18 protein-coding genes are annotated in these 21,009 nt (G+C 63.6%); 11 read left to right on the top strand and 7 right to left on the bottom strand.

Features of this window, described 5'->3' with window-relative positions:
• Positions 1 to 43: 43 nt before the first annotated feature.
• Positions 44 to 994: an IS481 family transposase gene (locus tag BJP62_RS01385; RefSeq protein ID WP_070525350.1), complete on the bottom strand. Its 951-nt coding sequence runs from the start codon at positions 992 to 994 to the stop codon at positions 44 to 46.
• Positions 995 to 1,404: 410 nt separating this feature from the next.
• On the opposite strand from BJP62_RS01385, the gene pflB reads away from it, so the two are divergent.
• The gene (gene pflB / locus BJP62_RS01380; protein WP_070525771.1) at positions 1,405 to 3,663 is read left to right on the top strand and encodes a formate C-acetyltransferase; all 2,259 of its coding nucleotides are present in this window, start codon (positions 1,405 to 1,407) and stop codon (positions 3,661 to 3,663) included.
• A 95-nt stretch (positions 3,664 to 3,758) separates the two neighbouring features.
• Positions 3,759 to 4,562, top strand: a complete 804-nt coding sequence (gene pflA, locus BJP62_RS01375) for a pyruvate formate-lyase-activating protein (protein ID WP_070525769.1) — start codon at positions 3,759 to 3,761, stop codon at positions 4,560 to 4,562.
• A 51-nt stretch (positions 4,563 to 4,613) separates the two neighbouring features.
• Here the strand turns inward: pflA and BJP62_RS01370 are convergent, their stop codons facing one another.
• Positions 4,614 to 5,846 carry a cyclopropane-fatty-acyl-phospholipid synthase family protein gene (locus BJP62_RS01370; protein WP_070525767.1) on the bottom strand — a complete coding sequence of 411 codons (1,233 nt, stop codon included), beginning with the start codon at positions 5,844 to 5,846 and terminating at the stop codon, positions 4,614 to 4,616.
• 162 nt (positions 5,847 to 6,008) lie between these two features.
• On the opposite strand from BJP62_RS01370, the gene BJP62_RS01365 reads away from it, so the two are divergent.
• Genes BJP62_RS01365 through BJP62_RS01350 form a run of 4 tightly spaced genes read left to right on the top strand, consistent with a single transcriptional unit; the run spans position 6,009 to position 9,404 of the window.
• A complete protein-coding gene (locus tag BJP62_RS01365) occupies positions 6,009 to 7,244 on the top strand; it encodes a lipoprotein-releasing ABC transporter permease subunit (protein WP_070532142.1) in 1,236 nt (411 codons plus the stop codon).
• A 7-nt stretch (positions 7,245 to 7,251) separates the two neighbouring features.
• A complete protein-coding gene (gene lolD / locus BJP62_RS01360) occupies positions 7,252 to 7,932 on the top strand; it encodes a lipoprotein-releasing ABC transporter ATP-binding protein LolD (protein WP_205700997.1) in 681 nt (226 codons plus the stop codon).
• Positions 7,933 to 7,934: 2 nt separating this feature from the next.
• A complete protein-coding gene (locus BJP62_RS01355; RefSeq protein ID WP_070525763.1) occupies positions 7,935 to 8,504 on the top strand; it encodes a potassium channel family protein in 570 nt (189 codons plus the stop codon).
• A gap of 3 nt (positions 8,505 to 8,507) precedes the next feature.
• Complete coding sequence (locus BJP62_RS01350; RefSeq protein ID WP_070525761.1) at positions 8,508 to 9,404, top strand: histone deacetylase; 897 nt, start codon at positions 8,508 to 8,510, stop codon at positions 9,402 to 9,404.
• A gap of 7 nt (positions 9,405 to 9,411) precedes the next feature.
• Here BJP62_RS01350 and BJP62_RS01345 read toward each other — a convergent pair whose 3' ends face one another.
• A complete protein-coding gene (locus tag BJP62_RS01345; protein WP_070525759.1) occupies positions 9,412 to 9,708 on the bottom strand; it encodes a hypothetical protein in 297 nt (98 codons plus the stop codon).
• A gap of 353 nt (positions 9,709 to 10,061) precedes the next feature.
• Between BJP62_RS01345 and BJP62_RS01340 the strand changes: the two genes are divergently transcribed.
• The 5 genes from BJP62_RS01340 to BJP62_RS18210 all read left to right on the top strand — a co-directional run bounded on the left by BJP62_RS01340 (position 10,062) and on the right by BJP62_RS18210 (position 16,530).
• Positions 10,062 to 11,324 carry a M23 family metallopeptidase gene (locus BJP62_RS01340; protein WP_070525757.1) on the top strand — a complete coding sequence of 421 codons (1,263 nt, stop codon included), beginning with the start codon at positions 10,062 to 10,064 and terminating at the stop codon, positions 11,322 to 11,324.
• Positions 11,325 to 11,341: 17 nt separating this feature from the next.
• Complete coding sequence (locus tag BJP62_RS01335) at positions 11,342 to 12,442, top strand: anhydro-N-acetylmuramic acid kinase (RefSeq protein WP_070525755.1); 1,101 nt, start codon at positions 11,342 to 11,344, stop codon at positions 12,440 to 12,442.
• 116 nt (positions 12,443 to 12,558) lie between these two features.
• Positions 12,559 to 14,439, top strand: a complete 1,881-nt coding sequence (locus BJP62_RS01330; protein ID WP_070525753.1) for an MFS transporter — start codon at positions 12,559 to 12,561, stop codon at positions 14,437 to 14,439.
• A 105-nt stretch (positions 14,440 to 14,544) separates the two neighbouring features.
• Positions 14,545 to 15,525, top strand: coding sequence for an IS481 family transposase (locus tag BJP62_RS01325; protein WP_070525751.1), 981 nt, complete (start codon positions 14,545 to 14,547; stop codon positions 15,523 to 15,525).
• A gap of 270 nt (positions 15,526 to 15,795) precedes the next feature.
• Positions 15,796 to 16,530 carry a hypothetical protein gene (locus BJP62_RS18210; RefSeq protein WP_145927059.1) on the top strand — a complete coding sequence of 245 codons (735 nt, stop codon included), beginning with the start codon at positions 15,796 to 15,798 and terminating at the stop codon, positions 16,528 to 16,530.
• A gap of 33 nt (positions 16,531 to 16,563) precedes the next feature.
• Here the strand turns inward: BJP62_RS18210 and BJP62_RS01320 are convergent, their stop codons facing one another.
• The 4 genes from BJP62_RS01320 to BJP62_RS01305 all read right to left on the bottom strand — a co-directional run bounded on the left by BJP62_RS01320 (position 16,564) and on the right by BJP62_RS01305 (position 20,929).
• Positions 16,564 to 16,917 (bottom strand): hypothetical protein, encoded by a 354-nt coding sequence (locus tag BJP62_RS01320; RefSeq protein WP_145927058.1) that lies wholly within the window; start codon positions 16,915 to 16,917, stop codon positions 16,564 to 16,566.
• A gap of 19 nt (positions 16,918 to 16,936) precedes the next feature.
• Positions 16,937 to 17,251, bottom strand: a complete 315-nt coding sequence (gene nirD, locus BJP62_RS01315) for a nitrite reductase small subunit NirD (protein WP_070525747.1) — start codon at positions 17,249 to 17,251, stop codon at positions 16,937 to 16,939.
• Positions 17,252 to 17,310: 59 nt separating this feature from the next.
• Positions 17,311 to 19,737: a nitrite reductase large subunit NirB gene (gene nirB, locus BJP62_RS01310; RefSeq protein WP_070525745.1), complete on the bottom strand. Its 2,427-nt coding sequence runs from the start codon at positions 19,735 to 19,737 to the stop codon at positions 17,311 to 17,313.
• A 241-nt stretch (positions 19,738 to 19,978) separates the two neighbouring features.
• Positions 19,979 to 20,929: an IS481 family transposase gene (locus BJP62_RS01305; RefSeq protein ID WP_070525743.1), complete on the bottom strand. Its 951-nt coding sequence runs from the start codon at positions 20,927 to 20,929 to the stop codon at positions 19,979 to 19,981.
• Between the last annotated feature and the right edge of the window lie 80 nt (positions 20,930 to 21,009).

The following is a 21,009-nucleotide window of genomic DNA, read 5'->3' as shown; positions in this document are numbered from 1 at the left end:
AAGACGGTTCGCATGAAAAGCCACTCCCGAACGGGAATATCTGCTAGCTGTGAAGAGTCAAGACGTTGTTTTTCGTTGCTGAGAGACGGGACATGGGCACGTGGCAGCCGATGCCGTGATGCGGACGGTGCCAGTTGTAATAATGATTCCAATACCTCAGGACTGCGCCGCGCTCATCCGAGTGTTGATAGGTTTGGCCGTAGGCCCATTCGCGCAGCGCGGACTGGATGAAGCGCTCGGCCTTGCCGTTGGTTTGCGGTCGGTAGGCGCGGGTGAACCTCTGCTTAATGCCCAGTTCAACGCAAACGCGGCCGAAGTCATGGGAGCGGAAGGCGGGCCCGTTATCGGTGATCAGGCGCTGGAGCGGTACGCCCAGCGTTTTGAAGTAGTCGTTGGCCGCACGCAGGAAGTCGATGGCGCTGGCGCGGCGCTCGTCGGGGTAGAGTCGGGTGAAGGCGATGCGACTATGGTCGTCGATCGCCACGAACAGATATTCCCAGCCGCTGTTTCGGCTGTTCTGGCGACGATCGCCGGTGATGCGATGGCCGACCTGCTCGAAGCGGGCGAGCTTCTTGATGTCGACGTGCAGCAGTTCGCCGGGCGTTTCGCGCTCGTAGCGCTGCACAGGCTCTGCGGGCTGCAGGTCGCTTAACCGCGATAGCCCTGCGTGTCGCAGCACGCGACTGACGGTTGCTTTGGACACGCCGATATAGCTTGCGATGCGAGCCTGCAGGAACAGCTTGCGACGCAATTCGATGATCGTCAGGGCAACGCTGGGCGCAATGGCACGTGGCGAGCGCTCGGGACGCGAGGATTTGTCGAGCAAGGCAGCCGCGCCGCCGACCAGATAGCGGCCCAGCCACTTGCGGGTGGTGACCGCGCTTACGCCATGGCGTGCCGCCGCCGCCGCGGTCGACAAACCATGCTCGGTGATGTCCTGAACCATTTCCAGGCGACGCAGATACGTCAGTCGGGCATTCTTATGTGTGTTCATCCGGTGTCTTGTTCTGTGACTGGGGGGTTGGCGATTTCCAGTCTCGCAGAACTTCTCCGGGTGAACACCCGAAACAACCTATTGAACCTTCACAGCTAGCCACAGGGATGGTGCCGCGTTCAAATAGCAACGATGGCGCCAGTAGAAAAACATACAACGGTTGCACATGACATACTTCGCCAGCGCAACCAAATCTGCGCAAACCGTGCCGAATCGAGTTGATCCTGATCAATGCCGACGCGGATTCCCGCCCTCACAATGAACGTGCTTTTTTGCAGAGCGCAAAATAGGTCAACGGAGTAGTCTTAATTCCAGAGGAAGCGCCCCACCCGGCGACGATCCGCGGGTCCGGTGGTTCCAACCACTGTTTTTACTGATCGTTGAACAGATTCATCGAAAGGAGCATCACCATGAACGCACCGGAAACCAACCTGCAGATCAATGCCTGGCGTGGCTTCAAAGAGGGCGAGTGGCAGAAGAAAGTCGCGGTCCGCGATTTCATCCAGCTCAACTACACCCCGTACGAAGGCGACGACAGCTTTGTCGCCGGCCCGACCGAGCGCACCAACAAGGTCTGGGAAAAGCTCTCCGAGATGCTGAAGGCCGAACGCGCCGCGCCGGGGCAAGTCCTCGACGTCGCTGCCGACCGCGGCACCAGCATCACCGCTTTCGGCCCGGGCTACATCGACAAGAATCTGGAGAAGATCGTCGGCGTACAGACCGATGCGCCGCTCAAGCGCGCCATCTTCCCGAACACCGGCCTGCGCATGGTGCAAAGCTCGCTCGAGGAAATCGGCCGCGAACTTGATCCGAAGATCGAAGAGGTCTTCCACAAGTACCGCAAGGACCACAATTCGGGCGTGTTCGACATCTACAACCCGCTGATCCGCGCCTGCCGTTCGTCCGGCGTGATCACCGGTCTGCCGGATGCCTATGGCCGCGGCCGCATCATCGGCGACTATCGCCGCGTGGCGCTCTACGGCATCGACCAGCTGATCGAATTCAAGAAAGCCGAAAAGGCCGAAACCGACGATTTCGACTTCACCGAAGACACCATCCGCCTGCGTGAAGAACTGTCCGAACAGATCCGTGCGCTGGGCGAGCTGAAGGAAATGGCCGCCGGTTACGGCTTCGACATCGGCAAGCCTGCCGCCACCGCGCAGGAAGCGATCCAGTGGACCTATTTCGGCTACCTCGCCGCGATCAAGGAACAGAACGGCGCCGCGATGTCGATCGGCCGCATCTCAACCTTCCTCGACGTCTACATCGAACGCGACCTGAAGGAAGGCAAGATCACCGAGGCCGAGGCGCAGGAATTCATCGACGACCTCGTCATCAAGCTGCGCATCGTCCGCTTCCTGCGTACCGAGGAATACAACAGCCTGTACTCGGGCGACCCGACCTGGGTGACCGAGTCGATCGGCGGCATGGGCAAGGACGGCCGCACGCTGGTGTCGAAGAACAGCTTCCGCTTCCTGAACACGCTGTTCAACCTCGGCCCGGCACCGGAACCGAACCTGACCGTGCTGTGGTCGCCGGCGCTGCCGCAAGGCTTCAAGAACTTCTGCGCCAAGGTGTCGATCGAAACCAGCTCGATCCAGTACGAGTCGGACGAACAGATGCGCCCGCACTGGGGTGACGACTACGCGATCGCCTGCTGCGTGTCGGCCATGGAAGTCGGCAAGCAGATGCAGTTCTTCGGTGCCCGCTGCAACCTGGCCAAGGCCATGCTGTACGCGATCAACGGCGGCGTCGACGAAAAGAGCGGCAAGAAGGTCGTTCCGGGCTTCGAGCCGATCACGTCGGAATACCTCAACTACGACGAGGTGATGGCCAAGTACGACAAGATGCTCGACTGGCTGGCTGCGACCTATGTCAAGGCACTGAACGCGATCCACTACATGCACGACAAGTACTCGTACGAGCGGATCGAGATGGCGCTGCACGATCGCGACATCCTGCGCACGATGGCTTGCGGCATCGCCGGTCTGTCGGTCGCGGCCGACTCGCTGTCGGCAATCAAGTTTGCCAAGGTCAAGACGATTCGCAACGAGGCAGGCGTGGCCGTCGACTTCGAAATCGAAGGCGAGTACCCGGCATTCGGCAACAACGACGACCGCGTCGACGAAATCGCCGTCTACCTGACCGAATCGTTCATGAACAAGGTCAAGAGCCACAAGACCTATCGCAACTCGCTGCCGACCCAGTCGATCCTGACCATCACGTCGAACGTCGTGTACGGCAAGAAGACCGGCAACACCCCGGACGGCCGCCGTGCAGGCGCGCCGTTCGCACCGGGCGCCAACCCGATGAACGGTCGCGATACGTCGGGCTTCGTCGCTGCCGGCGCATCGGTCTCCAAGCTGCCGTACGAAGCTGCGCTGGACGGCATCTCGTGGACCGCCTCGGCAACGCCGGATGCGCTGGGTCACTCGCTGGCCGATCGCGTCAACAACCTGACCGCCTGCCTCGACGGTTTCTGCAACGCCACCGGCTTCCATATCAACGTCAACGTGCTCAACCGCGACACGCTGCTCGATGCGATGGACCACCCGGAGAAGTACCCGCAGCTGACCATTCGTGTCTCGGGCTACGCGGTCAACTTCATCAAGCTGACGCGTGAACAGCAGCTGGACGTGATCAACCGCACTTTCCACGTGAAATGCTGATCTAATAAGAAGACGAGGGGGTGGGCCCGCCCTGCCCCCGCAGCGAACAGGGCGGCCCTCGGGTCGCCTTTGTTTTGCCCACCGGAGATTAAACGATGTCCATCGAGATCGTAGAAGTGCAAAAGCCGCTCGGCGAAATCGTCCCGGCCATGGTCGACGAAAACGGCAAGATGTGCGGTTTCGTCCACTCGTTCGAAACCGGCGCCGCCGTTGACGGCCCGGGCATGCGTTTTGTCGTTTTCGTTTCGGGCTGTCAGTTCAGGTGTCTGTACTGCCACAACCCGGACACCTGGAAACTGCACAACGGCAGGCAGAAGACCGTCGACGAGGTCGTTGCCGAGATCGGCAAGTACGCTGCATTCCTGAAAATGACCGGCGGCGTCACCATTTCCGGCGGCGAACCGCTGATGCAGGCGCACTTCGTCGGCGAGATCTTCTACCGGGTCAAGAAGGAATACGGGCTGCACACGGCGCTCGACACCCAGGGCTTCCTGGCCGCCCATCTCGAGGACAGCTGGTTCGACAACGTCGACCTGGTACTGCTCGACATCAAGCAGTTCAACCCCGAACGCTACGAGCGCCTGACCAGCAAACCGCTGCAGCCGACGCTGGACTTTGCCCGCCGGCTGCAGAAGATGGGCAAGAAGATCTGGTTGCGCTATGTGCTGGTGCCAGGCTGGTCGGATGACTTCGACGACGTCGAAGGGCTGGCCGGGTTCGTCCAGTCACTCGGCGATATCGTCGAGCGTGTCGAAGTCCTGCCCTTCCACAAGATGGGCGAACACAAGTGGGAAGAGCTCGGGATGAAGTACGAACTCGGCGATGTCGAACCGCCGAGCAACGAGGTGACCGAGCGCGTGCGCGGCCAGTTCCGTGCACGCGGGCTGAATACCTACTGACCGACAACGGGGCCGCAAGGCCCCGTTCTTCATCGGCACGTCACCGGCGCGTCATTTCGCATACATATAGCCGCGCGACATCGGCGTCGGGTTCTGCCCCGGCGCGCCGGCACGACAGCCGAGCAGCTGGTAAATCGATACCCAGTCGTTGGCGAATGCCCATGCGCAGCCGGCGAGATAGACGCGCCAGATGCGGTAATGCTTGTCGTCGACCATCGCCCGTATCCTGCCGGCATTCGCCTCGAAGCGTTCGGTCCAGAAATCGAGCGTTCTGGCGTAATGGCGGCGCAGCGACTCGACATCGAGCACCTCGATCCCGGCGGCCGACATTTCCTTCACCGTCAGCGCCAGATGCGGCAGTTCGCCGTTCGGGAACACATAGCGGTCGATGAAATCGCCGCCGCCGAAATACGCACCGCTGCCATTCTCGACATCGGTCGTCGTGATGCCGTGGTTGAGCACCAGCCCGCCATCGCGCAGCAGGCTGTTGATCTTGGCGAAATAGCCGGGCAGGTTCGCCAGCCCGACGTGCTCGAACATGCCAACGCTGGTGATCTTGTCGAACGTGCCGGTCACGTCGCGGTAGTCGCACAGCAGCACCTTGCAGCGATCCTCGACCCCGGCAGCGCGGATGCGTTCCTGCGCCAGCGCGTGCTGGTTTTCCGACAGCGTGATCCCGGTTGCGCGCGCGCCGAACTTCGTCGCCGCGCGCAGCACCAGTGCGCCCCAGCCGCAGCCGATGTCGAGCAGCTCCTCGCCCGGCCTGAGCATGATCTTGGTCAGGATGTGGTCGAGCTTCTTGAGTTGCGCCGTATCCAGGTCTTCGTCGCCGTGCTCGAAATACGCGCACGAATAGACCATCTGCTCGTCGAGCCACAGCCGGTAGAAATCGTTCGACACGTCGTAGTGGTACTGGACGGCCTCCGAATCGAGCGCGCGCGAATGGTGCCGGCCGCGCGCTGCCAGCCGCCCCCAGAGCCTGTGGCCCGACACCAGCCGGCCCGCCAGCTCGACCGCCACCTCGAACACGCTCGGCAGCGGCCCGTCGATGTCGACCTGCCCCTCGACATACGCTTCGCCGAGGCTGGCAAGGCTCGGGCGGCGAAAATAGCTGACCGCGTGCGGACTCGGCAGCGTGATCGTCACCGTCGGCGACGGCGAGAAGCAGTAGTCGCGACCGTTCCACAGCCGGATCTGCAGCGGCAGCTCCCCGTGCGCGCGAACCTGCCCTACCCAGCGGTCGAATTGATCGAGTCCGAACCGTCCCAGTTTGTCGATCAGCATGCGCGCACTCCTCGGGGCTGGCCACGCCGCGGCCATGCCTCTGATTCTAGGACGCTTGCCGGAAATCAACGTTCAAAGCTGCCGGACGCGCTGCGACTAATCACGCCCGGGCCGACAAGGACACTGTGCTAAAATCCGCGCCTCCGTCCCTTGGCCTGGGCCATGTACGAACTCCTGATCGGCTTGCGCTACACGCGCGCCAAACGCCGCAACGGCTTCATCTCGTTCATCTCGCTCGTCTCCATCCTCGGCATCACGCTCGGCGTCGCTGCGCTGATCATCGTGCTGTCGGTGATGAACGGCTTCCAGGAAGAGGTCCGCGACCGGATTCTCGGCATGGCCGCGCACGTGCAGATCACCGGCGCCGACAACCGGCTGCCGGACTGGCGGCAAGTCGCCGCCGACGCCAGGCAGAATCCGCACGTCGAGGCCGGCGCGCCCTACGTGCTCGGCCAGGGTCTGCTCGCCAACGGCAGCCTGGTGAAGGGCACGATCATCCGCGGCATCGACCCGGCGCTGGAGCCCAAGGTCAGCGAAGCGGCAAACAAGATGCTCGCCGGCCGGCTGACGGACCTGCAGGACAGCCAGTTCAACATCGTGCTCGGCTGGCAGCTTGCCGCCGAACTCGGCGTGCGTGCCGGCGACAAGATCACCCTGATCACGCCCCAGGGGCAGGTCACGCCCGCCGGGCTGATTCCGCGCTTCCGCCAGTTTCTCGTCGTCGGCGTGTTCCGGGCCGACTACTACCCGTACGACGCCGGCCTTGCCTTCATCCATATCGGCGACGCACAGAAGCTGTTCCGCACCGGTGACGACGTCAGCGGCGTGCGCCTCAAGCTCGACGACCTGTTCAATGCCCGCAACGTCGCGCGCGAGCTGGGCCGGGCGATGCCGTCGCTGCTGGTCAGCGACTGGTCGCAGGAGAACCCGACCTACTTCCGCGCCGTCGAGATCGAGAAGCGGATGATGTTCATCATCCTGACGCTGATCGTTGCCGTCGCCGCATTCAACCTTGTCTCGACGCTGGTGATGGTCGTGACCGACAAGCAGGCCGACATCGCCATCCTGCGCACGCTCGGTGCATCGCCCGGGTCGATCATGAAGATCTTCGTCATCCAGGGCGCGATTTCGGGCTTTGTCGGCACGCTGTGCGGCGTGCTTGGCGGCGTGCTCGTCGCCAGCAACCTCGACGTCATCATCCCGACGATCGAGCGCATCCTGAGCATCCGTTTCCTGTCGCCGGACGTCTACCTGATCACCGAGCTGCCGTCGAAGATCATCCCGAGCGACGTCACGACCATCGGGGCGATCTCGCTGCTGCTGGCGCTGGCGGCCACGCTGTACCCGAGCTGGCACGCCAGCCGCATCAACCCGGCCGAGGCGCTGCGCTATGAGTGAGACCGCGATGAACCGGACGATCCTGAGCGCGCAGAACCTCGTCAAGCACTACCGCGGCGGCAAACTGGAAACGCCGGTGCTCGAGGGCCTCGACTTCCACCTCGAGGCCGGCGACACCGCCGCGATCGTCGGCGCCTCGGGCTCGGGCAAGTCGACCCTGCTGCACTGCCTTGGCGCGCTCGATACGCCGACCAGCGGCCGCGTGCGCATCGGCGACGTCGACCCGTTCGCGCTGAACGAAGCGAAGCGCGGCGTGCTGCGCAACCGGCAGCTCGGCTTCGTCTACCAGTTCCACCATCTGCTGCCCGAGTTCTCGGCCGAAGAAAACGTCGCGATGCCGCTCCTGATCCGTCGCGAACCGAAGGCGCAGGCGCTTGCCGCTGCGCGCGCGATGCTCGAGCGCGTCGGCCTCGGCCACCGGCTGCACCACAAGCCGGGCGAGCTGTCGGGCGGCGAGCGCCAGCGGGCAGCGATCGCCCGGGCGCTGGTCAACCAGCCGGCGTGCGTGCTCGCCGACGAGCCGACCGGCAACCTCGACCGCGGCACGGCGGAGTCGGTGTTCGCGCTGATGCTCGAGCTCAACCGCGAACTGCGCACGAGCTTCGTCATCGTCACCCACGACCCGCTGCTGGCGCAGCGCTGCCAGCACCGCTACCAGCTTGCCGACGGCCGGCTCTCCGAGCTCTGACGATGCTGCTCCGCCTGCGCCGTACCGACCGGCTGGGGCTGATTGCCGGCGTGGTGTCGATTGCACTGGCGCTGCTGCTGACGACGCTGGTCTACCTGCACCACGGCCGGGCATTTACGCTCGACGGCTATCCGTGGCTGCGCTCGATCGGCTGGCTGCTGTTCATCGGCCAGATCGGCCTGCTGATGTCGAGCATCATCCATTACCACCACCGCAGCCTGCCCGCGCTGATCCGGCTGTACGCGTGGCTGATCTTCCAGTTCGCGCTGACCTATTACGCGCTGGTGCTGTTCGACTTCGACAACAGCGCCTTCGCCGGCATCCACGACCTGCACGCCTACAGCCCGGACAAGCCGCTCGTTTTCTTTACCGGCGCGCTGAAGACGTTTCTCGACTGCCTGCACTTCAGCATCGTCACCTCGGCAACGGTCGGCTACGGCGACATCTATCCGCGCGACTGGCTGGCGCGAATACTGACCGACGTGCACATCCTCTCGGCCACCGGCGTCGCGATCATCGGCTTCGGCCGCTACTTTTCCGGCCATGACGCGCCCCCCGGCGCCCAGCGCTAGCCGATGCGCATCTTCCGGACCGACCGGTTTGCCCTGCCGCTGCCGCCCGGCCACCGCTTTCCGGCCGAGAAATACCGGCTGCTGTACGAAGCGGTCGCGGACGATCCGGGCCTGCGCTTTGCCGACGCCCCGCGCGCCGACAACGCCGAACTGGGCTGCGCCCACACCGCCGGCTACCTGCACAAGCTCGACACTGGCACGCTGAGCCGCGCCGAGGAGCGTGCCATCGGCCTGCCATGGTCTCCAGCACTGGTCGAGCGCTCGCGGCATTCAACCGGCGCGACGATCGCCGCCTGCCGTGCCGCACTCGGCGACGGCCTGGCCGCCAGCCTCGCCGGCGGCACTCACCATGCCTACGCCGATCGGGGCAGCGGCTTCTGCGTATTCAACGATTCCGCCGTCGCGCTCAGGCTGTTGCAGCGCGAGGGCGGGATCGGGCGCGCACTGGTGATCGACCTCGACGTCCACCAGGGCAACGGCACGGCGGCGATCCTCGCCGGCGACCCGGCGCTCTATACCTTTTCGATGCACGGTGCCGGCAACTTTCCGTTCCAGAAGGAACGCAGCGATCACGACGTCGAACTGCCCGACGGCAGCGGCGACGACGCCTACCTGAGCCGGCTGGCGCACGAGCTGCCCGGCCTGTTTGCGGCCAGCTGGCCGGACCTGGTGATCTACCTCGCCGGCGCCGACGCCTACGCAGGCGACCGGCTCGGCCGGCTGGCGCTCAGCCAGCCCGGACTGGCCGAGCGCGACGAAATGGTGCTGCAGGCCTGCCGGCGCTACGGTGTGCCGGCGGCGATCACGATGGGGGGCGGCTATGCGGTGCCGATCACCGATACCGTGGCGATCCACGCAACGACGATCCGCACCGCGCTGGCGATCGCCCGGCGCGCCTGAAGCCGCTTCAGGCCAGCCAGTAGCCGAGACGCTGCGTCAGCGTCAGCGAACTCCACCATTTCTCGCCACGCGCCAGCATGTCCAGCCCGTGGTCCGACAGGAACCACGCCCGGACACCGTTGGGCCAGTCCTGCGCGGCGATCCAGCCGTTGCGGCGGAAATAGCCGAGCCACAGCGCCGCCTCGGCGCCATAGCCGTCGAGATAGGTCGTGATGGCCAGCGGGCCGGCTTCGAGGATGGGGTAGCCGAGGCGCATCCGGCGCATCACGCCCAGCGCGCGCCTCGGTCGCGGGATATTGCTCATGACGGGGGGAGATGGAGAAAAGGCCATTTTTCATCATGTCCTTACAGTTTCACTACGCCATATTGGCGAGCGTGAATATCACCGGTTTAGCACCAAAGGCCGGACCGGCGGTCCACCTTCAGGGCTTTGTGCGGCTGGCCGGCGCAAAGCCCGCAAACGCGCCGGGAGATTTCCCGCACGGAAAGCCCCCGGCGAAAGCCTTGCAACGACGGATTTCCGCTCGCGTAATGCCTTGGAAAAATCGCCGTATGTCATTGTGAAATAAGGACTTTTCATGAAATTTTTGGCTGGCAAAACCATATTGACACTGATACCTTGCGGCTTGACTCTGAATCCGAACGCCGCCTGAACCGATGTCGAACACCCATCCTCACCCGCCCCACCTGCCGCTGCTGTGGCTTGCCGCAGCGATCGCCGCCCCGGTATCGCTGACCGTCACCGCCTATGGCGTCGCCGAATACGGCCCGCAGGAAACGGTGCAGGTCCAACACGTCACGCAGCCCCTCGCCACGCCCGAGCTGGTCAGCCGCATCGCAACGACGCCGCTGCGTCAGGACGACGTGATCCGCAACGGCGACACGCTGGCGCGCGTGCTCTCGCGGCTGTCGGTCGACGACCCGGCCGCGCTCGACTACCTGCGCCGCTCGGCGGATGCGCGCGGCTTTTTCGATCTCGCGCCGGGCCGCAGCATCCATGCGGTGACGCAGCGCGACGGCCGGCTGAACGAGCTCGGCTACGTCAACGCGCAAGACCAGCGGCTGACGCTGCGCCGCGACGGCGACCGCTTCAGCGTGAGTTCGGAACAGGTCGTGCTGACCCGCTCGACCGCCTACCGCAGCGGCAGCCTCGCCAGCGCCGGCGCACTCAAGTCGCTCGACCTGCCCGGCAGCGTACGCCAGCAGCTCGATGCGCTGTTCGGCGACGCCAAGCTTGCCCGGGGCAGCCGCTACAGCGTGGTCTACGAAACGTTCAACGACGACGGCCAGACCGTGCGCACCGGCCGGGTTCTGGCCGCATCGCTGAACGACGGCAAGTCGGTCAGGCGCGCGTACTGGTTCCAGCCGCAGGGGCAGGACGGCGGCTACTACAACGAGAACGGCGAGAGCGCGTCGGCACGCTTCCTGCGCTATCCGACCGAGTTCAGCCACGTCTCGTCGGAGTTCGGGCTGCGCATGCATCCGGTACTCAAGCGCAGGATCGGCCACGAAGGCGTCGACCTCGCCGCGCCGAGCGGCACGCCGGTCTACGCTGCCGCCGCCGGCAAACTGGTCAAGTACGGCCGCGAAGGCGCCTACGGCAACATGGCCGAGATTCGCCACGACGGCCGCCTGCAGACCGTTTACGCCCACATGAGCAAGTTCGCCAGCGGCCTCAAGGCCGGCAACACCGTGAGCAAGGGCCAACTGATCGGCTACGTCGGCAGCACCGGCCGCTCGACCGGGCCACACCTGCACTACGAATTCCGCATCAACGATCAACCGGTCGACCCTTTGGCAGTAAAATTGCCGGCCGACGCGGCGCTGGGAAAGACCTGGCTCGCCGCGTTCAAACAACAGACCCTGCCGCTGGGCGACCAGTTGGCACTGCTGGACGGTTCGAGGATCGCCAGCCGCTGAAACAACGACGAGGACCCATGCCGCGCCCGCAACTGCTGATCGGCCTGATGACAGGCACCAGTCTGGACGGCATCGACGCCGTCCTCGTCGATCTTTCGAACGCACAGCCCCTGCTGCTCGCAGCGCAAGGCAGCCCGCTGCCCGAGGCGCTGCGGGATGACCTGCTCACACTGCAGGCACCGTCGGCCGACGAGATCGACCTTGCCTGGCGTGCCGGCAACGCTCTGGCGGACTGCTATGCCGATGCCGTGTCCGCCTTGCTGTTGCAGGCTGGCGCCGCTGCCGACGATGTCGTCGCCATCGGCAACCACGGCCAGACCGTCCGCCATCGCCCCGAACGGGGCTATACGATCCAGCTCGGCAACCATGCACGGCTGGCCGAACGCTGCGGCATCACCGTCGTCGGCGACTTCCGTTCGCGCGATGTTGCCGCCGGCGGTCAGGGCGCCCCGCTGGTGCCGGCCTTCCACCACGCGATCTTCGCCGATGCCCGGCGACACCGCGTCATCGTCAATATCGGCGGCATTGCCAACCTGACCGACCTGCCGCCCGACGGCGCCGTCTCCGGCCACGACACCGGCCCCGGCAACGTGCTGATGGACCTGTGGATCCACCGCCACCGTGGCGAGCGCTACGACGCCAGCGGCGCCTGGGCCGCCAGCGGCAAGGTGATCGGCACGCTGCTGGCACAGCTGCTGGCGGAACCGTATCTGGCGCAGCCGGCACCGAAAAGCACCGGACGCGACCTGTTCCACGCCGACTGGCTGGCCACGCAGCTCGCCGGCCGCAACGACGACCCGGCCGACGTGATGGCAACGCTGACCGCCTACACCGCCCGCACGATCGCCGACGCGGTCAGGACCACGGCCCCCGGCGCCGACGATGTCTTCGTCTGCGGCGGCGGTGCGCACAACCCGACCCTGCTGGCCATGCTCGGCGACGCCCTCCCCGGCGTCGGCATCGCCAGCACGGCATCGCTCGGCGTCGACCCGGACTGGGTCGAGGCGATCGCCTTTGCCTGGCTGGCGCAGCGCTGCATCGACAGCGCCTGCGGCAACGTCCCGGCGGTGACCGGTGCGGACGGCCCGCGCGTGCTCGGGGCAATCTGGCCCGCCTGAGCACCGCGCATCGCGTACCCGGCAAGGCGTAAGTAAGCACGATGCAACCGGCGAGGTTTTCGCAAGCGCTCTAGGGTAGACTTGCCGCCGGATTGTCATCTACCGGACCCGCGCCGATGTCGCACCCCAACCAGTTCGACCTGTTCCGCAGCCGCCGCTTCCTGCCGCTGTTCGTCACACAGTTCTTCGGCGCGTTCAACGACAACCTGTTCAAGAACGCGCTACTGGTGATGATCGCCTTCCACGGACTCTCGGCCGCCGGCATGGGCGCCGCAACGCTGGTCAACGCCGCCGCCGGCATCTTCATCCTGCCGTTCTTCCTGTTCTCGGCCTTTGCCGGGCAACTGGCCGAAAAGTACGACAAGGCCGTGCTGGCACGCTGGGTCAAGATCCTCGAAATCCTCATCATGCTCGCCGCCGGCTACGGCTTTGCCACCCGCAACGCCGCCGTGCTGCTGGGCTGCCTGTTCATGATGGGCGTGCACTCGACGCTGTTCGGCCCGCTCAAGTACTCAATCCTGCCGCAGTACCTGAAACCGCAGGAACTGCTCGGCGGGAACGGCCTGATCGAGATGGGCACCTTCATCGCCATCCTGCTGGGCCAGATCGCCGGCACGCTGATCGTCAGCCACCAGCCGCACGGCGAAACACTGATCATCTGGGCCTGCGTCGGCGTCGCCGTCCTCGGCTGGCTCTCCAGCCGCAGCATGCCGGCCGCCCCGCCACCGGCCGCCAAACTCCCGATCAACTGGAACGTGTTCGGCGAGAGCTGGCACATCATCAGGCACGTCAAAAAGAACAAGACCGTCTTCAACAGCCTCTTGGGCATCTCGTGGTTCTGGTTCTTCGGCGCCGTCTACCTGACCCAGCTGCCCGAAGTCGCCAAGACCGTGCTGCACGGCGACGAGCAGGTCTACACGCTGCTGATCACGCTGTTCTCGGTCGGCGTCGGCGTCGGCTCGATGCTGTGCGAGCGGCTGTCCGGCCGCACGATCGAGCTCGGCCTCGTGCCCTTCGGCTCCATCGGCCTGTCACTGTTCGGCATCGACCTGTACTTCGCGCTGGCCAATTCGCCCGCAGGCCAGTACGGGCTGACGGGCTTCATCACCGCCGCCGGCCACTGGCGCGTGATGGCCGACATCCTGCTGCTGGGCGTGTTTGGCGGTTTCTTCATCGTCCCGCTGTATGCGCTGATCCAGACCCGTTCCGAACCGGGCTTCACTTCGCGCGCCATTGCCGCCAACAACATCCTCAACGCCTTCTTCATGGTCGTCGCCGCCGGCATGAGCATCGTCCTGCTCAAGGCCGGCATGTCGATCAAGGGGCTGCTGCTGACCGTGGCGCTGATGAACGTCGCCGTTGCGATCTACATCTACTCGCTGATCCCCGAATTCATGATGCGCTTCCAGGTCTGGATTCTCACCCACCTGCTCTACCGCATCCGCGCGCAGGGGCTGGACAACATCCCCGACACCGGCGCCTGCGTGCTGGTGTGCAACCACGTCAGCTTCATGGATGCGATGGTGCTCGCCGGCCGCGTGCGCCGGCCGATCCGCTTCGTGATGGACCACCGGATCTTCAAGATTCCGCTGCTCAACTTCATCTTCCGCACCGCCGGCGCCATCCCGATCGCCCCGGTACGCGAAGACCCGACGCTCAAGGACAAGGCCTTCGACCGCGTCGCCGCCTACCTCGAAGCCGGCGAAGTCGTCTGCATCTTCCCCGAGGGCAAGATCACCAAGGACGGCGAGATGAACCGCTTCAAGCCCGGCATCGAGGAAATCATCCGCCGTACGCCGGTGCCGGTGATTCCGATGGCGCTGCAGGGCCTGTGGGGCAGCTTCTTCAGCCGCAAGGACGGTGCAGCCATGATGAAATGGCCGCGCGGGATCTGGTCGAAGATCGGGGTAAATGTGGGGGAGCCGGTGATGGCGGAAGTTGTAACGCGCCAAGGGCTAGAAGAAAAAGTCAAAGCATTGCGAGGAGAGTGGCACTAGGTGTTGGGTTTCGTCTGATTGGCTTCCAAAACGCAGCTGGCCGCTGTTCCAAGCGCGTGACCTTTTGCGTACCTTGATCACCCAGTCCGTCAATGCGAGCCAGTCATGAGCCACCGCCTGCACAGCAATGCCCGCACCACACCGCTCACCCGCGAGGAAATCCGCCACTCCAGCCTCTCGCAAAGCGAGCTGATGCTGCGCTACAGCGTCGGCAAGGGCACCATCCGCAAATGGCAAACGCGCGACGAATTCACCGATCGTTCGCACCGGCCGCATACCCTGCACACCACACTGTCGCCAGCGCAGGAAGCGCTGGTGCTGATCCTGCGCACCACCTTGCTGCTGCCGCTCGACGACCTGGTCGCGGTGGCCCAGCGCTTCCTCAATCCGAACGCCACCCGATCCGGCATCAACCGGCTGCTGGTGCGCGAAGGCGTCGGCAACCTCAAGGCACTACAGGCCCAACTGCAGCCGGAAGAACCCGCCGCGCCCTCCAAAGGGTTCAAGGACTACGCACCGGGCTACTTCCATTTGGACATCAAGTACTTGCCGCAGATGCCCGACGAAACCTCGCGCAGCTACCTGTTCGTCGCGATCGACCGGGCCACCCGCTGGGTGTTCCTGCACATCTACCCGGATCAGTCCGAAGCCAGCAGCGTCGACTTCCTGCAGCGCCTGTACAAGGCGGCGCCGATAAAGATCGAGAGACTGCTGACCGATAATGGCAGCCAGTTCACCGACCGCTTCACCAGCAAAGCCAAGACCCCGAGCGGACGGCACGTGTTTGATCGCCGTTGTGCAGCCTTGGGGATCGAGCACCGGCTGATCCCGCCGCGCACGCCGCAAATGAACGGTATGGTCGAGCGTTTTAACGGCCGGATCAGCGAGCTGGTGAAACAGACCCGCTTTGCCAGTGCAGCGGAATTGGCCGTCACGTTGAATGACTACCGGATCGCCTACAACCATCACACCCCGCAAAAAGCGCTGGGCTTCCGGTCACCGGTTGAATCGCTGAAAATGTGGCAGCAAGCGCGGCCGGAATTGTTCAAGAAAAAAGTCTACAAACAGGCGGAACCCGACAACTAGGCGCCACGAGCCAAAGATACCCAGAAAACCCGTTTCTATTGGTGGGGGGGGCGCTGGGTATTTAGTAGTATCACCATACTGATTTACTGGCATGGCTTGCACTGCGTTTCGCCACCTTGGTCGCATCTGCTTTTGCAGCTGGAGATGATAAACGACGACAAGATACTCGGCGAGATCATTGTCAATTTAGCCTTGTTATCGCTGGCCTACTGGAATACACGGACACCCACTACCGATAAATGATTCTCAACCGAGCAGGCTCAGAGTCTGATGAATAAATTCGTTGCATTGCTCCTCTTTTTCATTTCATGCACTGTCCACGCAGGCTGCGAAGAAAATCTGCCAAAATGGGGGAAGAAACTCCAGCCAGGGAGGACGTTATCCACTCAATTTGCAAGTTGCAGGGTCTGGCCTGCAGCCCCCTCCCTGACGCTTGCAGTGCTCCCCTATCTGCGTGAGCACTCCGATGGTTTCGTCGAGGTGTATGACCTTGAAACTCTGGTTGTGGATACCGCCAGTGGCACGATCGTCGCCCATCTATTTCAATCATCAGCCATCACATCCGATACTGTCCGCCTGTCCAGTATCACAATGGATACTGCACGCTATCGCTTAACGCAGGACCGGCGCGCCTTCGGCATTCGCATCGCTTATATCGGACAATCAAGAGTCAACCCGTACAATCCGACGTCATTAAACCTGTATGTGTTTGACGGTCGAAAGCTGTCAATTGTACTGGCCAAATTGGCTGTTTCTGTCAACGGCGGAGAGTGGGATGGAAACTGCAGAGGGGCATTTTATTCAATCGTCAGGACGATTGACTCCACTTCAACCACCTCACACAACTACGCCGACTTGAAGATAAATGAAGAGCAGAAATCTGTGCTTGCAACCGGCACCATGGATGATTGCAAGGAACAAGCCAGCAAAAAAAAGCGGAGGCAAATTTCCGTGAAATTCAAAAACGGTCTGTACGACTTACCCACACAACTGAGGCTGGATTAATTTTTACATAACATTCACACCGAACGGATGTTTTTACTTCGGCAGCACATTCAACCTGCACTTGAAAAACTTGCTGTTCAGGTACTCCGTCAGCGCCTGATTGCCGTTATCGGTTATCGCGCCATCCACATCGTGGCAACGCCAGACAAAGTGCTCGTTCAGCCGGATCGTACCATCCAGATCGGCACTCACCAGCCAACGGGCAAACTGCTGGCCGTCGTCCGAGTCCGACCACGCCTTTGATGCGCAGACTTCGTCCGGCAGCCCATTCAGCACCACGGCCATCACAGCCTGATCGTGATTGCCGGCGGTTTGCCAGTCGGCAGCAACATCCGGGTACACAGCCTGAGGCGTTGAAGTCGGGTCGATGAACAGTCGATATCCCATCTTGTTTTCTCCCAGTGTCTCAGTCGACGGCCAGCCAGACCGTATCGTCGCGCAGTTCGACCTTGTGGCAAGGCGTGTGGCCTTCGTCCGGCGCCTGCGCCTGGCCGGTCTGCAGGCTGATCTTGAAATTGTGCAGCGGGCAGGCAACGGTGTCACCGTACACCAGCCCGTGCGATAGCGCGCCGCCCTTGTGCGGGCAATGGTCGTCTAGGGCGAACACGCGGTTGTCCAGCGTGCGGAACAGCGCGATATCGGTCTTGCCTTCGCGCTTGACGACGCGGGCGCCCTGCGCCGGGATTTCGTCGAGCTTGCAGATGGATTGCCACTGGCTCATGTCGGTTTTCCTTTTTCAGCCCGCCGGGTATCCAGCGGGCATCAGTCATTGTCGGTCGGTCAAACGGTCAGGTCGGTGAAGCGCGCTGCTGCATCGGCACCCAGTTGCGCCTGCCACGGGTCCGGCTCGCCGGCCAGCGCCAGTTGCAGCCGCGCCCACAGCGCCTTGCGGTTGGTCGCGTCTTCGAGCACCTTGGACTTGATGTAGTCGAGGCCGACGCGGCCCATGTAGTGCACGGTCCGCTCGAGGTAATACGCCTCTTCCCGGTACAGCTGCAGCACGGCGCCCGAGTATTCGAGCACTTCGTCCTCGGTCTTCACCTTGGTGAAGAACTCGGCCACTTCGGTCTTGATGCCGCCGTTGCCGCCGATATAGATTTCCCAGCCCGAATCGACGGCGATGATGCCGACGTCCTTGATCCCGGCTTCGGCACAGTTGCGCGGGCAGCCGCTCACGGCAAGCTTGACCTTGTGCGGCGCCCACATCCGGTCGAAGGCCTTTTCCAGCGCAATGCCCATGCCGGTCGAATCCTGCGTACCGAAGCGGCAGAACTGCTTGCCGACGCAGGTTTTCACCGTGCGCAGCCCCTTGGCGTAGCCCATGCCGCACGGCATGTCGAGCTCGCGCCACATCTGCGGCAAGTCCTCCTTCTTCACGCCGAGCAGGTCGAGCCGCTGGCCGCCGGTGACCTTGACCATCTTGACGTTGAACTTGTCGGCCACGTCGGCAATCTTGCGCAGCTCGGCCGGGCTGGTCACCCCGCCCCACATCCGCGGGATCACGCTGAAGGTGCTGTCCTTCTGCACGTTGGCGTGCACGCGCTCGTTGATCAGCCGTGCCTGCGGGTCGTCCTTGGCTTCGCCCGGCCAGGTCGAGATCAGGTAGTAGTTCAGCGCCGGACGGCAGCTCGGGCAGCCGTCCGGGGTTTTCCAGTGCAGCGCCTTCATCGTGTCGGCCAGCGTCACCAGATGCTGTTCGCGGATCGCCTCGCGCACTTCGCCGTGGGTGTGGTCGGTACAGCCGCACATCGACTTGCGCTTCGGCGCATCCTGGAACGAGCTGCCGACGGTGCTCATCAGCACCTGCTCGACCAGCCCGACGCACGACCCGCACGAGGCGCCGGCCTTGGTGTGCTTCTTGACGTCGTCGACGGTGAACAGGCCCTTTTCCTTGATCGCCTTGACCAGCACGCCCTTGGTCACGCCGTTGCAGCCGCAGATTTCGGCGTCGTCGGGCAGCGCGGCGGCGCGGCTGGCGCCCGAGGTACCGGTGTCGCCCAGATCGCGCGGCGGGCCGAACAGCAGCTGGCTGCGCAGGTCGGCGACATCGCGCTCCTGCCGCAGCAGCTGGAAGTACCATGCGCCGTCGCTGGTGTCGCCGTACAGGCAGGCGCCGACGAGCTTGTTGTCGCGCACGATCAGCCGCTTGTAGACGCCGCCGGCCGGGTCGGACAGCACGATCTCGTCGCAGCCCTCGCCGCCCATGAATTCGCCGGCACTGAACAGGTCGATGCCGGTGACCTTGAGCTTGGTCGATGTGGTGGTGCCGGTATAGCGCTGCTTGCCGCAGCCGCCGAGCTGGTTGCCGAGCACCTTGGCCATCTCGAACAGCGGCGCCACCAGACCGTAAGACACGCCGCGGTGGCTGACGCATTCGCCGACGGCGTAGATGTGTTCGTCGCTGGTGGCCAGCGTGTCGTCGACGACGATGCCGCCCGCGACCTCGATGCCGGCATCGCGCGCCAGATCGGCGTTCGGCACGATGCCGACGGCCATCACCACCAGATCGGCCGCGATCACTTCGCCCGATTCAAGCTGCACGCCGGCAACGTGGCCGTTCTCGCCGACCAGCGCCTGCGTCTTGGCGCCAAGCTTGAATTTCAGCCCCTGTTCGGCCAGCGACTGCTCCAGCAAGCGGCCGGCGGTTTCGTCGAGCTGACGGTTCAGCAGCCAGTCGCCCAGGTGGATCACCGTGACTTCCATGCCGCGCAGCTTCAGCCCGTGCGCGGCCTCCAGCCCCAAGAGGCCGCCGCCGATCACCACCGCATGCCGGTGCAGCGCCGCGGCGACGATCATCTTCTCGGTGTCCTTGATGTCGCGGAAGCCGATCACGCCATCCAGATCGCTCCCCGGCACCGGCAGCATGAACGGGCGCGAACCGGTCGCGACCAGCAGCTTGTCGTAGCCGATGGCTTCGCCGGCGGCGGTGTGGACTTCGCGGCGCTCGCGGTCGATGCGCGTCGCCGCACAGCCCTTGATCAGCCGGATGCCGTTGTCGCGGTACCAGTCCAGATCATTGAGGATGATGTCCTTGAGCTTCTGCTCGCCGGCCAGCACCGGCGAGAGCTGGATGCGGTTGTAGTTGCCCCACGGCTCGTCACCGATCACGGTGATGTCATAGCGGTTTGCATCGTGCTTGAGGATTTCCTCCAGCGTGCGGATGCCCGCCATGCCGTTGCCGATCAGTACCAGTCGCTGTTTTTGCATTCCTCACTCCTTGGCTGACACCGCGCGCGGTGTGATGCGTTGCAGTGATGATCGCCAATTCATGACGTTTGGGACAGGTAAATACCGACGCCGGAAACTTGATGAAAATCAAAGCCTTCTGCCCTTATAGTTCTTTCGAACTGGTACCGTCTCACTTGCCTAATCCTGTTGCACTAGCCGTCGTACGTGAAAAAAAACGCTACCTCACGGTGGCGTTTTGTCTTTTCGGACTCGGCCTACTCTAGGTGTGAAGAGTCAAGACGTTGTTTTTCGTTGCTGAGAGACGGGACATGGGCACGTGGCAGCCGATGCCGTGATGCGGACGGTGCCAGTTGTAATAATGATTCCAATACCTCAGGACTGCGCCGCGCTCATCCGAGTGTTGATAGGTTTGGCCGTAGGCCCATTCGCGCAGCGCGGACTGGATGAAGCGCTCGGCCTTGCCGTTGGTTTGCGGTCGGTAGGCGCGGGTGAACCTCTGCTTAATGCCCAGTTCAACGCAAACGCGGCCGAAGTCATGGGAGCGGAAGGCGGGCCCGTTATCGGTGATCAGGCGCTGGAGCGGTACGCCCAGCGTTTTGAAGTAGTCGTTGGCCGCACGCAGGAAGTCGATGGCGCTGGCGCGGCGCTCGTCGGGGTAGAGTCGGGTGAAGGCGATGCGACTATGGTCGTCGATCGCCACGAACAGATATTCCCAGCCGCTGTTTCGGCTGTTCTGGCGACGATCGCCGGTGATGCGATGGCCGACCTGCTCGAAGCGGGCGAGCTTCTTGATGTCGACGTGCAGCAGTTCGCCGGGCGTTTCGCGCTCGTAGCGCTGCACAGGCTCTGCGGGCTGCAGGTCGCTTAACCGCGATAGCCCTGCGTGTCGCAGCACGCGACTGACGGTTGCTTTGGACACGCCGATATAGCTTGCGATGCGAGCCTGCAGGAACAGCTTGCGACGCAATTCGATGATCGTCAGGGCAACGCTGGGCGCAATGGCACGTGGCGAGCGCTCGGGACGCGAGGATTTGTCGAGCAAGGCAGCCGCGCCGCCGACCAGATAGCGGCCCAGCCACTTGCGGGTGGTGACCGCGCTTACGCCATGGCGTGCCGCCGCCGCCGCGGTCGACAAACCATGCTCGGTGATGTCCTGAACCATTTCCAGGCGACGCAGATACGTCAGTCGGGCATTCTTATGTGTGTTCATCCGGTGTCTTGTTCTGTGACTGGGGGTTTGGCGATTTCCAGTCTCGCAGAACTTCTCCGGGTGAACACCCGAAACAACCT

It is taken from the genome of Jeongeupia sp. USM3, assembly GCF_001808185.1.
Lineage (GTDB): Bacteria > Pseudomonadota > Gammaproteobacteria > Burkholderiales > Chitinibacteraceae > Jeongeupia.
This window is presented reverse-complemented; position numbering and strand designations above follow the sequence as displayed.